This window comes from Paenibacillus sp. PastM-3, assembly GCF_029893965.1.
GTDB lineage: Bacteria > Bacillota > Bacilli > Paenibacillales > Paenibacillaceae > Paenibacillus_AQ.
Window position 1 is genome coordinate 208,055 of record NZ_JARXXP010000007.1, and the last position, 14,932, is coordinate 222,986.

The following is a 14,932-nucleotide window of genomic DNA, read 5'->3' on the forward strand; positions in this document are numbered from 1 at the left end:
GAAACAAAGTAGCGTTCTCGATGAACTATGCACAACATTGAAGAAATCGTTACATGAAAAAGAAACAGAAATCGAAAGGATGAAGCATGAACGCACTCAATGGCTATCTTCCGACTATCCCTCCACAATCCAGCGACTAACCGAAGATAACCAAGCCCTCAAGCAACAATGCCAAATGCAGCAGCATCAGATCGATCTATTGCGAATGGAATATGAGAAGAAACTAGAAGTTGAACAATTAAAAACGGATTTTGCCAAAAAAGAAGCAGAGTTGCTCCTATTGTCCCAGCGCAAATTACGCAAAGAAGATCATGATGACCCACCCCGTAAAAGAGGACGTCCAAGAAAAGACGAACCTATACTGTCTGTCAGGGGGCAACAACAATTATTTACTGATGTTTATGATAACGCAGAAGATGGGCAGAATCAGGAATACGATCTACCTGATGACGCTGAGGGTTTGTATGAAATGCTCGGGGATGAACCTCCTCAAAAGTAAAAGGAATAAACATAACCCCCGTCCATATCCGGCGGGGGCATTCTTAATGATATTGTATAGCTTTATAGCGGTTGTAATTTAATTTCAATATCCTCATCCCCGTGAACGATCACATGCTGTATCAACGTTTGAATAATGCCTTTCGCTTGTTCGACTGGTAGCAAATTTATAGCGCTAATGATATTGTTTACCTTTTCGTTTAACTCTTTCTGAACCTGACCCAAATCTACCGATTCGACTTCCCCATGATCCATCTTCTCAAGCCCCGATAAAATCTGATCTAATCTTGCCTTCTCCTCATTTAAATCGTCCAGCTCAATTAAGCCAGAAGTATAGGCTTCTATTTTCCGCTTATACCGCGCTTTAGCAGTGTTTGCCTTTTGCTCAAGTTGATCCCTATCCGACTTTACAGCCGCTTCCTTCGCCATGATCATCAAAATACCGGAAGTATCTCCAATGATCTGTAGCAATCCATTTTTAAACCATTCCTCAACCAAATCGGCACGATATTGCTTACTCGTACAAGTGCCTTTATTCTTATTCGCTGAACAACGATAAACACGATATCGTTTACTAGGAGAACCTGAGAAGCCAATACTCATACCCGATCCACAATTCCCACATCTTAGCATACCGCCCAACAGGTGCGGACTTGTCTGGGCTCTTGGAGCCATAGATGTTTGTCCCATTCGTCTTTGCACACTTTCCCATATTGGCTTCTCAATAATGACTGGTAGACAATCTTCCACGTTCACCCACTCCGATTCATCCTTGTCTTTACGCTTTGATTTGCTCGAATCTATCCGATTCCAGACCAATGTACCTTTATAAGCGGGATTCGTTAACATCAACTTAATTGCTCGAATGGACCACTCTTTCCTCTGTCTGGATGGAATGCCTTCCTCATTTAATCTTTTTGCAATGGAATAAAAACCGAGCCCTTCATTCAGGTACAAATCGTACACCCGCCTTACTATATCTGCTTCCTTATCATTAATAACTAAGGACTTGTCCAATAGATCATACCCATACGGACTTTGCGTTAACCATTTTCCAGTAGTGGCGGCGTGAAACATATTTTCAAACACACGTTCACGAATACGCTCCCGTTCAAACTCAGCAACTGCTCCCAAAACCTGTAGCGTAAGACGACCAGATGGTGTGTTAGTATCAAAAGATTCGCTAATGGATACAAAGGAAACCTCGCAATTTTGAAACATGTCAATTAGATTCAGTAAATCTAACAATCGTCTACTCATCCGATCGAGCTTGGTGACCATGATACGAGATACGTTTCCGCTCTTTACTGCCTGCAGCAACCTTTTTAACTCCGGTCGATCCAAGTTCTTAGCTGAATAACCGTCATCGATGAAAAGCTGAACCTGCTCCGTCCAGCCCATTGCGCGGCAATAAGCCTTTAACCGTTCCTGCTGTTCATCCAGTGAGACGCCCTCTCTTGCTTGCTCATCGGTAGAAACCCGGCAATACAAAGCCACAGAACGGATATCATATACTTCATTTTTCCGTTGTTTTCCGCTCATGACTTCCCCCCTTGTCCATACCTATGCCTGTCCTCTTCTATATATGCTATTCCATAGGGTTGTCCCTGCGACCTTGCAGCATAGATTAGATCGAGGTGATGTTATGGGACAACTCAAAGTCCGTTTTACAATTGAACATCAAGACGAACAGAAAAGTTTCACATTAATGTCCGACTTGCAAGAGCACTCATTTTCAGAACTTCTATTGAATCGCCTCAATGATTTTGAAATCCGTCTAAAACGTGCAGCGGCAGACATTTGGCTACAACAGAAGCTGGGTAGAGATCACCCTTCAAACTACCAAATAACGATGGCGCAGAATAATCCAACCTCAGACATTACCGACTAAACGCCAAAAGCCTAACTCCATCTACAGGGGTTAGGCTTTCCTTATCGTAGTCCGTTTATTCACCATAATAAACAGACATTTATGATTATGAATACTTTTCCAAAGTTTGGGGGAGCTTAATGGGTGTCGGATGATCCCATTGTGAATAGCTCCACTCCTTGTTCCACCATCGTCATCAAGTAATCAGTAGCTATCGGATTAGTGCGATGCAAGTCCAACAGCAATCCACCTATACGCTCTGCACGCCACACTGTATGATCGTTCTGGGCAACATCCTCGTTAATGATCATATGTAGTTCTTGATTCAGCTTACTCAATACTTCCAGCTGGATGGTCTGTGTCTTTCCCGTTTCCAGATTGCTTAAGTACGCGGGTGAAACCCCTATCTCTTTAGCAAACTCGTTCAGACCGAACCCCTTCTGCTGTCTAATCTGCCTTAACTGTTGTCCGAAATTGCTCATTTTCTTTATCACCACCTTAGGAGGAATAACACCTTGAACCACAAAAAAACTCGTACCACGGAGCTTCAAATTTCGTCCATTAGTCATATTCATGACCCACTTGCCGCTCGCAAATGGATGGAACTATACGTCACTCTGCTAAAGAAGCAGCTTATCGCCGAACATGTTGACCAATGCCCTGGAGAGGAGTGAATACCCAATGAAAACGGTATTGTACGCTCGATCTTCCATTAAATCGCAGGAGCACTCTATTGATATGCAAAAGGCTCTTGCGCTAGAGAAAGTCAAAGCGAAGGGCTTATTATTCGACGATCTATATCTCGATGAAGCAGTATCGGCAAGAAAAACCGAAATTCACGAACGTCCTGAGTTAAGCCGTTTGGTTCATGACATCGAAAACGATCTAGTTTCAACGCTTTATGTTTATAAACGTGATCGTTTAGCCAGAAATGTGGTGCAGTCAATGGAGTTATTTGAGTTGCTTCGCTCCAAACAAATCAAGGTTGTATTCACCGCCGATAATGAAATACCGATCCAATACTCGCCAGCCGGAGAATTCTTCGAGTTAATCATTGCCGGCTTCAATCAGCGTGAAGCCAATCAGATCGTCCAACGCATCAAAGAAACAAAATATACGATGACAAAACAAGGGAAACATGCTCAAGGTCGAGTTGCTTATGGTTATGTAGTTGATAAGGACAAGAACTATGATCAACATCCGGATCAGGCTAAGACGATCTACAAACTGTATGATGCAATCATTAAGACCAAATGTAATACATTCTCGGACTTTGTTCGAGATATACAGCAACATGATTGTTTTCCTGCCAAATGGGATTACAATCGAATCCAAAGTTTGATTGGAAACACCATTTATAAGGGCATTCGAAAAATCGAAGAATTTGGTGAGTATGTTGAGATTGAGAATGAAAGGCTTCGTATCGTTGACGAATTAACTTGGAGTAAGGCACAGGAACGGATGAATAATCTTATCCAAACTCGCTCTCGAAATACTAGTCGAATCCCTATGACTCTCGACGATCTGCTATTTTGCGGCAAGTGCAACACAGCCATGTTTGGCAAAGAAAAAACGGATGTAAGTACAAGGAAATATTATACTTGCAAGAAGCATAACTACATCCGTCTCGCTCCTGATCTGCTAGAAGAAATGATTCTAGAGGAATGTGCAAAATTCATCACAGGGCAGTTTCAAACCTACTTTCCTGAACTGTACCAGCTGACACACGGGAACCTGATTCAGTTTTACAAAGACTCCATTGCTGAGAGCCAAGAGGCGATTCAATTATACAAACAGAAGCTCTATGAAGATACCGCATTATGGCTGCAGTCCCCAACACCCGATTTACAGGATAAGCTATTCTACCTGCACAATTGCATCCGTCGGGAAGAGGAAATGCAACATTATTATCCCCTTGAACTTGATCAACTGCAGAAACAATTCCATCTAATAAAGGAACTTCAACAATCAGTTGATTTAATAACCGAGGTTCTCTCCTATAAAGACAGTGAAAGAGAAGAGTTCATCAGGGACATTGTCTATCGAATCGAGATTGACACGCCCTCACTTTATATCCAATTTCGAGACCCGTTTAAAGGAAAGGCTGTGATTGTACATGTTGGCGTTAGCTGATCTCATAAAGCCTGGGATGAGGGGCGCATTCTATGGGCGTCATTCAACGGATAAACAAACAATGGAAACTCAACGGTCCATGGCTTATGAATTTGCCAAGAAATATGGATGCATGATTACATGTGAGTACGAAGATGCTGGCGTGTCCGCTAGAAAAAAGAAGTTAGATGACCGTGATGGAATCTCCCTTCTTCTTAAAGAAGCGATCGACGGCAAATTTGATTTCGTATTAATTAATCATCATGACCGTATTGCAAGAAATCCGACGGAACATCAGAAGATTCGAATGATTTTAGCCGGTTGCAATATTCCTGTTGTTATTAGCAGTTCTGAGAGCTTGTATGACTCTGGGGATTTTATTGTTGATCTGATCAAGGATGGGACTTCCAAAATGGAAGTCGATAATACTCGAATTCGTACCCGAGATACCGCTAAGAGTATTTTAATTAAAGGAAAATGGACTGGCGGTAAAGCCCCTTTTGGTTATCGCTATGACAAAGTAAACAAATCCTTTTCTCAATGCGGAGAAGAATTAACAATTGTACGACGTGTGTATGAGTTGTACCGCAATCGAGAGGGTTTCCAATCCATTTCCCGTTTAATCAGCCATGAATTCGGTAAAACCATTAATAAGGCAACTGTACGCTGGATTATAACGAACCCTTTTTACGCTGGTTACATGTCTCACCATCGCAAATCTGAACACTCAAGAAATTCAATTACTCCAATCGAAAACTGGTTGATGATAAAAAGTGACTTAATCGAGCCGATTATGAGCTTGGATGAATGGAAAGAAACCTGGGCGATCTTCGAGCAGAGAAAGACCGGAAATCTCAACCCGAAAATGTACAAAACGAGCTTCTTTCTAAGCAATCTGCTGTATTGTTCAGTCTGTAAAGGTATTTTGACTGGTAAAGACCAAACCACATTCGATAAGAAACGAAGCAAACTATACGGAAAAAAATGGTATTCCTGCCCTACTTGCAAATATAAGATCGAGCTAGATCGGATTCATACGGTCATTGATGTTGTATTGAAGGATTTGAAGTCTCAAAATCTAGAAACCGTTAGTTTGGATGTATATAACGAGCTATTGAAAGAGCGTCAGCTCGTTACTAATCGGTTGAGTAGGACCACGGTCGAGTTAAATGGAGCAGAACATCAACTACAAATGGCAGAAGATCAATCCAAACGCCTTGCGTCATTAGTGAAAGACCTTGAAACCATCGACGACAACACCAAGATGGTTCAAATCCTTGATCTGCAGAAGGAACACCTGTCTAACCGGATCAAAAAACTTAAAACTGAAATTAATCAGTTAGAAAAGAGCGCTCAGTACCTCGAACTTATTGAGGGAAATGAAGATGAAATCACGCGTAATATTAAGTCCATGAGTATCATAACTAATCACGACAATGATAATGATATCCGAAAAATGATTACCTATCTGGTTGTGCAAGCTACATTTACTCCCAAAACCATTGATAGCAAGAAAATTGTGACTCATGGCGAAATAGCTATCCAAACAAGAAGTAGCCTTGTAAGAACGACCATAAGTTAACCGACTGTCTTAACTAAGACGGTCGGTTTTTTAGTTATCTAGAGGTTTTCTCATCTGAATGTGGACGAGTTCTCGGTTATTTGGTCAGTTTGTCCTTCACGGGTGCCAAAATCTCGGTAACGAGATAGGCACCCGATCGGCAGCCTACCCGGCTGCCGAGACAAAACGCCCAGAAAGTGCTTGTACACTGGGGTTTGTCCGGTTTCTATATTCATCAGTATGGACAGGATTTTAGGATGGTAAACGTTTCTCGGTTATTAGGTTAAATAGTCATTACCTATTCATCATAACTCGGTATTGGAGCATGATTCATGAATTCATCTATTAGCAGAGTGATTCTCATAATAATTAGTACAGGCTCATATAATGTTTTAATAGCAGGAATTCCTTATGGGACGATAAATTATTGGATACACTAGTATTTAGGAGAGAAACTGATAGGAGGGATAGTATGAATAATACTTGGAGCAATTTAACTAGTTTTGAACGAAATCTACTCGTAGGAATAAAAGTTATGGATTTCCCTAATAATAAAAACTTCTCAGATGATTGGAAAAACTCGTTTACTTATCATCATGACTTGGGAATGTGGAATTATTCCACAAACCCAAGACAAGCTTATGACGTTATTGAGAAACTAATTGATGAGGGACATGTCGTCGAAATAAAAATTCATAACTTAAAACAATTTTTCTGTAGAATTGCACTTTCAACTGAAATACTTTCAGGTACCTCTTTTTCAGAAGCAGAGTCATTTCAAGAGTCAATTTGTTTGGCTGCGTTGCGAGCTAAAGGTTATGTTATAACGTAACAATTATGTCTATACCCTCTATTATTAGGCTTCAAGATTTCTATATTCTCCGTAGCCGTCAAACTGAAGATGACATACATTAATACCAAATGTCTTCATTTTGTGTGCAATTAGTTTTTCTAGATCTTCATTACAAGTCGTTATAAATAGTTGATCAAAAAACCGCTCTTTATCGTTTTGTTCCACTCTAAGAAGGTCAACAAATGATAAAACATTCAAATCATCCATGGATTGTATAGGATCATCAAGAAAATAACATCTAAAAGGATTATGTTTCTGTCCCATAGCAACTGTCAAAAACATTGACAAAGATACCATGGAAAGTTGTCCAGCGCTTAATACATTGGGGACATACATTTCTTTTCCACCGTCTACAGTTACGCTTACGTTTGTTTTTTGTGTGGTTATACCCTCCGACATTAGATTTATTGATTCAATATTGGTATGCCTGCTGAGCCTTTTAAAAATCCTTTGCATTGGCTCGTTTATTTGATCAACAACACGTTTGTCCCATTTATTCCGCGTCTCCTTCAGTTCTCTTTGAATTTCCTTGAGCTTATTTAGTTTCTTTTCTCTTACCATTAATTCATTATTTAAGGCATGATACTTAACTTCTAATTCCTTTACCTTTTTTTCAGCTGTCTTGAGTAATTCATCATTTTTCAATTCATTTTCAACTTTTCTCAGAGTGATAAGTTTCGATGTAATTATATCCATATTTATATCGCTTATCGGGACTAAAAGCTGATTTGTTTCAAAAAAATCATCCGCATATGCTCTACCTAATTCAATAAAATCTTTATAGATATCAATTTTTTGTGAACTGTTAAGTTGATCATACATTTCCCAGTATGTTTCTTTTGTTTTGTTTGGAAAAGACCTATATACATAGTTAATTTGATCTAGTAAAACTTGATCGAATTCTGTGGCTAAATACTCCTCTACACGTAAGAGGAATTTTTTCTCAACCTCATGAATCTTTTCAAAAGTTAAATCATTTATCGTAAGATCATATCTATTTAGTTCCAAAATAAATAGTTCCATTTCACTAAAAGTCTTCACAATAGCAGTTGCGTTTGAGCGCAAATCAGTGAGCACCGTCAACACAAACTTTTTAAGTTCCGAATAAAGCTTAACTATCCCCCCTTCGGCAGCTATCATTGCATTTGCAAGAATTGATCGTGCATTATCTACCGTCCCGAGCAATCTTTTAGCTTCTATGGCTAGTTCTGTTTCCTGATCTCCAAATAATTCACTGCTTCCACATAACGGACACTTATCTTGACCATTATGTCGTATTTTTTCAAAACCATTAATATGATCCACTAAAGCACGTAAAGCCTTTGTAGTTCGCTCGTTCGTTTCAAATTCCTTAATTTGTGAATCATATAATTCTTTCTGTTGAGATTTATCAATCAATTGTGATAATAAGTCTACAATCTGTTGGTCCAAATCATATTTACTCATTAATTGTTCAAAATATATCTTGCTTTCATTATTGAATTGTTTTAATTGTTCAATCTTCAATATTTCCGAATCCAAAGTAAGTTTCTTCTCGTTGTTTTGTTTCAAGTCCTTATTTTGAATTAACTGAATACGATTCCAATTTGTTTCAAAAGGCAATTTAATCTTTTCTCTGAAGTTCGATAAATCTTCGTTGGCGTTACAACGACCCAATTCAGATATAACATATTTTTCAATACTTTGTGCTAATAAAACTTTTTGCAAATGTTCAAAACTTTCTCTTTGCCCCTTACATAGGGCATATTTTCTTGTTATTTCATCTTCAGAGTAGTAATAATACTCAGCAGTCTTTTCATCAAAAAAAGTTAACTCGCTCGGGTATCTATTCAGTTCTGCATCAAGATTGCTTGCTAATGCAATATTTTTTTGTAACTCACCATAGATATCTTTTTCTTGCTTAAACGTTTGATTTAATGTTTCAAGAACTTCTCTTTCAGAAATTATTTTTTTATTTAGTTCTTCAACCAAACCTGTTGTAACCGTCTTTGTTCGCCCTTGCTTTTCTTCAAATCCATTTAAATTATCAAGCATTGTTTCAATTTCCTCAGTACCGCCAAAGAAAAGTGAAAAAGACTTATAAAAATCTTCTCGGCTGTTGTTGTAAAGTTTTAAGTTTTTATCAAATGTGCAGATATGTCGATCATAAAAATATTTTGAAAGTTGTACTTCCTGGTCTGTTTCAACTGAAAGTAGGTCATCTATTGAAACTCCATCATACTCTTTATCACCGATGCAAAATTTAAATTCTGTTCCATTTAAACTAAAACCAAGCTTCTCAGTAGAATCGTTAAACGTTCTGATTAATTGAATATTCTTTCCATTGAAGTAAGCATCAATTTTTACAGTGACAACATCTCCTCTTTTACTGGAGCTATTCTTAATTAATCCCGCTTGCAATGATTTGGATGTCTCTTTTCTAATGAGAAATTCATTCTCTAATCTTCTTACCGTTCCGGTGAGACACCATTCAATAGCATCTAATAAAGTAGTTTTTCCAAATCCATTTGGTCCACTAATAAGAATAATGCCATTTTTTAAATCCTTAGCTTCTTTGTTTAAAAATAAATCAAAACTTTTTTCACGATACCCGCGAAAATTTGATATATGGACTTTACTTATCATGAATTTATTGTTCATCATATTTAGCAACATCCCCATTACTCAATTTCAATTAATTTTAGAAATGCATCTAAATCCGGCTTTTCTTTTTTACTAAGTTCCTCAAAAATGGAATCTCCGATTACCTTTGAGACACTTTGGTTCAATCCATCGTAACCACTAAATTGCTCCTTTATATGCAGGCTGACTGGTCTAATTGGTAAGATATCGAGTTCTTCATCAAGGTTTTTAGCACTACTGTTGATTATAAATTTTCTACAATAGTATTTATCTCTTTCAATAATCAAGCGATTCGATTGGTTAAGGAATCCATCTTTTATTTGCTGCTTTTTTAAGGGACAAATGAACACAAGATTTACATTATAAGATAGAGCTAAATTAGGAAATAGCAGAGTGAATCCAGCAATTTTGTCAACATATGACTGAACTTCTTGCATACTAACTGGCTCATCCTTCCCCTTCACAAGGTACATTTCATTTTCTAGCTGATTTAAATAAACATCATCCGATCCAAGCTCTTCTATGTACTTTCTAAATTTTGAATCTTCATTTATTGGACTGAACCCATTTTCCTTCAAATATTGTTTCACACGAATAATCAACCTGTTCACCCCATCATACAATTTGCTTTAAATATATTTGCTACATGATCAACTGAACTCGCATCACCTAAATTCAGACAGTTTAAGCATTGGACAGTAAAATAAAAATCCGGTTCACAAGTACTTAATGCCCATTGTTGCACTGGCACTTTTGTAATATTTAATTTATAAGGTATCATGTACGAAGCTCGCAGTTGAGCAATGTTACCCCAATACCAAACATTAGGAATATGATCTTCATCTTCTACTGTTGACAATCTAGTTCGCAACATCCCAATCGTCTTAATTGCATCCAACGATTGCTGTGGATCAGCTAGAATGACACCCTGCTTTCTCTGTTCATGTGGATGCTTAAATAACCAGCAGTTTTCTGTAAAATCAAACCAGTCATCAAGATTTGCTATAGATCCTGCATTTTTTTCGTAAGCATATAAAATTTTAGCTAACTTAAATACGAATGCTCTGATGTGAATAAAATGTTTACAAAACTCTTCGTACTCAGCATTTAATGTCGTGGTTTGAGCTAAGTTTCTAAAGTCACTAATAGATAAAAGAAAACTCGTCCTCTTTCTCGGATCATCAAAATGTTTTTCAAAAAAATCATGAATTTTTTTTGCTATTTGCTTATAATCATTGATAACAATTGGATCCACAAAGGTGTCCGGAAATAGAGGATTTGGCTCTGACATCTGATCGATATATTCATCTAATGATCTATCAATTAGTTGTAGAATCTTGAGCAGATAAAATTTAGGATCAATAATGGGATTAACAGAGAAAAAATTAGATAATTGTTGTAGACCAGTAGGATTACCGGCTCTACCATCGTTAATAATTTTACTTAAAGCAGCTGCATATAAAAAATCAGGATTATACTGCGCAGAACCGTACGCAGAAAACAACCTACTTTTAATCTCAGTAGTAACGTCCAGAAGACTCTGTGTCTTAACAAATTTTGCTTGACCTATAAATTTAGTTCGCATCTGCGGAGAATCGGTATTCAGTTCTAATATTCGGTGATAAACGGAATGTTGCTTTTCTGGGTCTGTTTCTTTTTCATTTTTTTCAAATGCTTCTTTTAAAACAATTTCAGTATTTTTCAGAGGTGACTTATCATGATGAAAGATGTAATATTTCGTTTTCAAATTTGGATCTTTATTTTCGAAACGAAGAAATGAGTAATAAAGCCACAATAAAGCTTCTAAATATTCTGCATTTCCTGCATATTTATTATGATGTTTCACCTGGGCAAGTCGTATATAATTAACACCACTATTTTCAAAAACTTTTGTATAATCCTCAATTTGCTCAATCTTATAGTGAGAAGTAACTCCTTGAAACTGGTCTCCAAATGGATCTTCAGATGACTGATCTAAAAGAATGTGTAAGAGAGTCAATTCGAACTGATAAAAATAACCATCTATTGAAGCGTAAGCGTTTCTGTTCTTGATAGACTGATTTAATTCTGTTAAAAGATTGACTACGATAGGATTCATTCACAATTCCCCAATTCTGGAAACATTATAACTCCATCTTACACCAAAAAAACTCAACATTGTATATGTAATGATATTTTCCCACACTTTATCATTGTGTATGTTTGATCGCAGGCACTTCGATCGTCGCTTAAAGTCTTTTCAAATCAAGTACCTTAGCTCAACGAAGGGCTGGGTGAGCTTCTCTCGCCAATGGATCATGCGAGCTTGATTTAACTTCTGATGAGACCGTTGGATACACTACGCTGAACTCCGCCGTCGTGCAGCATTCAAGGCATTCGCTGAACCCCTACTACCTGGGACTGAAAATATTCGAGGACATCGAGAAACATTGGAATAACCCTGCTCCGGAAGAAAAAGAACGGCACGGACAAGTGCCCGGACGTGGCAGAAAAAAGATTTTTGAAGTCCGTGAAAACGATGCGGATATCTCTTTTATTCGCAATTACTTGACCAAAGATTTGGTGAATGAACTGGATCTTTATGTCTTTGAAAAGAAAGGTCCGGAGTAGAAAATTACCGATAAATCGTGGGGAAATATTCGTGATCAGTTTTCCTATCGCGCGTGAAAGGCGGGTTCCCTTACCTTGTTGTAAAGGATGGCGATTATTTACGCAACGGTGAGCTTTACTTGCAGAATCAGTTTGAACGTGTTGAACTGGATTTGAAATATATAGAGCGGACACTGCCTTATGTTTATCAGCTGTGGGTCGAAAATAAAAAAATTCATAATGTAACATTTACAACTACTTACTTTAAACCGTATTTAGATTACGACTTCCTTATTGTAGAGGCATCTCTACCGCCTTCGAGGGTCAGCAAAGTAACCTTAACGGTAGCAAAAGAAAAGGATCGCGTGATAAGGGATAACCCCACAACCGCCGATCCAATAATTCTGTATTTATAATCTGTTATGCACTATCCCTAAAATATAAGATTACAAACCATTTCAAACTCATGATCGATTGTGGGAGATGCCCACTCTCTTCTCCTAGCGCTGGTTTCCATCTTGAATTTAGTTATTAACCTATTTTCAAATAAGTTAACAGTAAATGTCACTCCTGATTTATTTGACGCTTAAGCTCAATTTTATGAAAAAACTCCTCTTCACGAGCAGTTAATTCATCACTTAAACCAAGATATCTTGCTACACTTAATACGATTAGAACCATACTTAAAAAAACTTGTGATACATGCATAATACTTAAACATACATTTTTGTAATCAAAAAACGAAAAATTAAATACGGATACGGATGCGCTAAAGAGAAGAAACTCTATATAGTGTCCGTCATTATGAATAGGTAGCCCATCAAAAATTACGTGCTTACTGACCAATAGATATAATATTGAAAAAATAAAAACTATTTCTAACAGCGTATGTACCGCTAATGATATTCTTCCAGTCTTTAATAAAAGTGAATTTTTCCAATTTGAAATGTATACTGATGATTCGCCTTTATCAGTTTTATAAATAAAGGTGATTGCATTAACTTTAACTACATCATTATAGAAAGCAATTACTATTTCTGTAGCTCTGGATGCAATTCGAAATGAAACAAAATAAGTTAAAATTTGAATACAAACTTCATTTAAAACTCCCCAGAATAATACTGTCAACGCTACCAGAATTGTAGTAAAACACAAGTTAAACCAATTTGAAAATTCAATAAAAAACTTATTAGTAATTTTAAGTCTGTCATAATCACACATGCTTATTTTCTCTAATCTCGACACAGGACACTCATCTTTACAATCACATTTAGAATTACTTTCAACCCTCTTAAGTTTATTTTTATTTGTGTCTTTGAAAGCTTTTGCAATAAAAAAATCTGGTAACAAAAAAAATAAAAGCGATATCAACTTATACTTTCTAAATATTTCATTAAAAAAACTCAAGATATTCACATTGTTACTGCTACTTGCATTCAACTTTGATTTATTATACGAGTGTAAATGTATTAAATATGAGCTAATTATGCACAAAAGTAGAGCAATTAAGAGTTGAAATATGTGATAATTAAATAAAGTTTGTCCCCATAAAAAAAAATTTACAATGAAGTTGTGTATATTCTCCCCCCAGTTCTTATATCGAATTACTTCGAATAAAGCTATCACTGCACCAGCAAAAATGACTATAATAACCTTATTTCTGCTTAACTTGTTATGAGTCTTCTCCAGTAAAAGATAACTCTCAACTGCATCATCCGAAAATTCATTTATGCTATTGTAAAATTCATCCTTATTCAACTCTTCAATCCACCTTTTCGGTTTTATTCCTACACACTATACTCCTACACTTCGTTTCTTCGAGGTAAATAATAACATATTCATAAAGAGTCTCGCTATATGCTTTACACAAATTGTAAGAAAGCACCTTAGCGCAACGAAGGCTGGGCCTCCTACTGGCATCAGCGGATCATGCGCGAGCTGGACCTGACGCCGGAGGAGACGATCGAGTACTCCAAGCTCAATTCGTCCGTGGTGCAGCCGTCGCGGCAGAGCCTTAACCCTTATTATCTTGGCCTGAAAATCTTCGAGGACATCGAGCGCCGCTGGGACCGCGATAAGATGTTTGAGGTGCGCGAGCTCGACTCCGACATTTCCTTCATCCGCAGCTACCTGTCGAAGCAGCTGGTTAACGACCTTGACCTTTATGTGTTCGAGAAAAAAGGGCCGGAATGGAAAATCACAGACAAAGCCTGGGAAAATGTCCGCGACCAGCTCGTGCTCGCCCGTGTCAACGGCGGTTCGCCTTACCTCGTCATCCAGGATGCCGATTATGAGCGCAACGGTGAGCTGCTGATCGTCCACCGCTACGAGAGCATCGAGCTTGACCTGAAATATCTGGAGCGCACCCTTCCGCACATCTACTCTCTCTGGGGCCGCACCGTTCATCTACAGACCGTCGTGGAGGACAAAAAAGCCTTGTTCACCTATGACGGGAAAAAGGTGCAGCGGAAGTTTACGTAGGTTATGAGGAGAATACAGTATGCTAAAAAGAGAGCCTATCCCTGTCGGGATGCTCTCTTTTTGTGATGTTCGTCTGGATTGCATTGTGTAATAGCTGACGCTATGGTGCCTCATCGCCGTATAAGCTACGCCCGTGCCAGGACCCGTTTTCTCCTCATTGTCTCCGCTCCACCAAATTGCATAAATACAAACCGCTGATAGTGCCTTCTCCTTTTTAATCTACAAAAATACTACAGTGATTGTATTGGATACAATAGACATCCATGCCGCCTAGCGGCACCCAAGAAGGATGAAAATGGGTACTTGTCGAAGTTTCCTTTTACGGCTGGCGAAGAGAGGTCGAGTA

General features: G+C 37.9%; 11 protein-coding genes and 2 pseudogenes. 7 read left to right on the top strand and 6 right to left on the bottom strand.

The features are described from left to right. Nucleotides 1–37: 37 nt before the first annotated feature. Entirely contained in the window at nt 38–499 is a 462-nt protein-coding gene (locus M2108_RS13675; protein WP_277469720.1) for a hypothetical protein, read from the top strand. Between the two features lie 62 nt (nt 500–561). Here the strand turns inward: M2108_RS13675 and M2108_RS13680 are convergent, their stop codons facing one another. Beyond that, a complete protein-coding gene (locus M2108_RS13680; RefSeq protein ID WP_277469719.1) occupies nt 562–2,040 on the bottom strand; it encodes a recombinase family protein in 1,479 nt (492 codons plus the stop codon). A gap of 103 nt (nt 2,041–2,143) precedes the next feature. Here M2108_RS13680 and M2108_RS13685 point away from each other — a divergent pair, with 103 nt between their 5' ends. Continuing rightward, nucleotides 2,144–2,389 (top strand): hypothetical protein, encoded by a 246-nt coding sequence (locus M2108_RS13685; protein ID WP_277469718.1) that lies wholly within the window; start codon nt 2,144–2,146, stop codon nt 2,387–2,389. Between the two features lie 116 nt (nt 2,390–2,505). On the opposite strand, the gene M2108_RS13690 is transcribed toward M2108_RS13685, so the two are convergent. Beyond that, complete coding sequence (locus M2108_RS13690) at nt 2,506–2,937, bottom strand: helix-turn-helix domain-containing protein (protein ID WP_277469717.1); 432 nt, start codon at nt 2,935–2,937, stop codon at nt 2,506–2,508. A 112-nt stretch (nt 2,938–3,049) separates the two neighbouring features. Between M2108_RS13690 and M2108_RS13695 the strand changes: the two genes are divergently transcribed. The 3 genes from M2108_RS13695 to M2108_RS13705 all read left to right on the top strand — a co-directional run bounded on the left by M2108_RS13695 (nt 3,050) and on the right by M2108_RS13705 (nt 6,873). Beyond that, nucleotides 3,050–4,501 (top strand): recombinase family protein, encoded by a 1,452-nt coding sequence (locus M2108_RS13695; RefSeq protein WP_277469716.1) that lies wholly within the window; start codon nt 3,050–3,052, stop codon nt 4,499–4,501. Then, a complete protein-coding gene (locus M2108_RS13700; protein WP_277469971.1) occupies nt 4,485–6,062 on the top strand; it encodes a recombinase family protein in 1,578 nt (525 codons plus the stop codon). Before M2108_RS13695 ends, M2108_RS13700 begins: the two co-directional genes overlap by 17 nt. 451 nt (nt 6,063–6,513) lie before the next feature. Further along, nucleotides 6,514–6,873 (top strand): BC1872 family protein, encoded by a 360-nt coding sequence (locus M2108_RS13705; protein ID WP_277469715.1) that lies wholly within the window; start codon nt 6,514–6,516, stop codon nt 6,871–6,873. Nucleotides 6,874–6,897: 24 nt separating this feature from the next. Here M2108_RS13705 and M2108_RS13710 read toward each other — a convergent pair whose 3' ends face one another. The 3 genes from M2108_RS13710 to M2108_RS13720 are packed head-to-tail and all read right to left on the bottom strand — an operon-like array spanning nt 6,898 to nt 11,614. Next, nucleotides 6,898–9,537 carry an AAA family ATPase gene (locus tag M2108_RS13710; RefSeq protein ID WP_277506188.1) on the bottom strand — a complete coding sequence of 880 codons (2,640 nt, stop codon included), beginning with the start codon at nt 9,535–9,537 and terminating at the stop codon, nt 6,898–6,900. Nucleotides 9,538–9,554: 17 nt separating this feature from the next. Beyond that, complete coding sequence (locus M2108_RS13715) at nt 9,555–10,106, bottom strand: ABC-three component system middle component 1 (RefSeq protein ID WP_277469713.1); 552 nt, start codon at nt 10,104–10,106, stop codon at nt 9,555–9,557. 17 nt (nt 10,107–10,123) lie between these two features. Beyond that, nucleotides 10,124–11,614: a hypothetical protein gene (locus M2108_RS13720; protein WP_277469712.1), complete on the bottom strand. Its 1,491-nt coding sequence runs from the start codon at nt 11,612–11,614 to the stop codon at nt 10,124–10,126. A 166-nt stretch (nt 11,615–11,780) separates the two neighbouring features. Between M2108_RS13720 and M2108_RS13725 the strand changes: the two are divergent. Further along, nucleotides 11,781–12,344, top strand: a pseudogene (locus M2108_RS13725) (SpoVR family protein); the annotation flags it as partial. Nucleotides 12,345–12,669: 325 nt separating this feature from the next. Here M2108_RS13725 and M2108_RS13730 read toward each other — a convergent pair. Further along, nucleotides 12,670–13,863, bottom strand: a complete 1,194-nt coding sequence (locus M2108_RS13730; RefSeq protein WP_277469711.1) for a hypothetical protein — start codon at nt 13,861–13,863, stop codon at nt 12,670–12,672. 135 nt (nt 13,864–13,998) lie between these two features. Between M2108_RS13730 and M2108_RS13735 the strand changes: the two are divergent. After that, a pseudogene (locus tag M2108_RS13735) lies at nt 13,999–14,586 on the top strand (SpoVR family protein); the annotation flags it as partial. Nucleotides 14,587–14,932 lie beyond the last annotated feature (346 nt).

Coding starts and splice junctions, on each gene's coding strand:
- M2108_RS13680 (WP_277469719.1), bottom strand. CDS start 2,040: ATGAGCGGAAAACAACGGAAAAATGAAGTATATGATATCCGTTCTGTG.
- M2108_RS13685 (WP_277469718.1), top strand. CDS start 2,144: ATGGGACAACTCAAAGTCCGTTTTACAATTGAACATCAAGACGAACAG.
- M2108_RS13690 (WP_277469717.1), bottom strand. CDS start 2,937: ATGACTAATGGACGAAATTTGAAGCTCCGTGGTACGAGTTTTTTTGTG.
- M2108_RS13695 (WP_277469716.1), top strand. CDS start 3,050: ATGAAAACGGTATTGTACGCTCGATCTTCCATTAAATCGCAGGAGCAC.
- M2108_RS13700 (WP_277469971.1), top strand. CDS start 4,485: ATGTTGGCGTTAGCTGATCTCATAAAGCCTGGGATGAGGGGCGCATTC.
- M2108_RS13705 (WP_277469715.1), top strand. CDS start 6,514: ATGAATAATACTTGGAGCAATTTAACTAGTTTTGAACGAAATCTACTC.
- M2108_RS13710 (WP_277506188.1), bottom strand. CDS start 9,537: ATGATGAACAATAAATTCATGATAAGTAAAGTCCATATATCAAATTTT.
- M2108_RS13720 (WP_277469712.1), bottom strand. CDS start 11,614: ATGAATCCTATCGTAGTCAATCTTTTAACAGAATTAAATCAGTCTATC.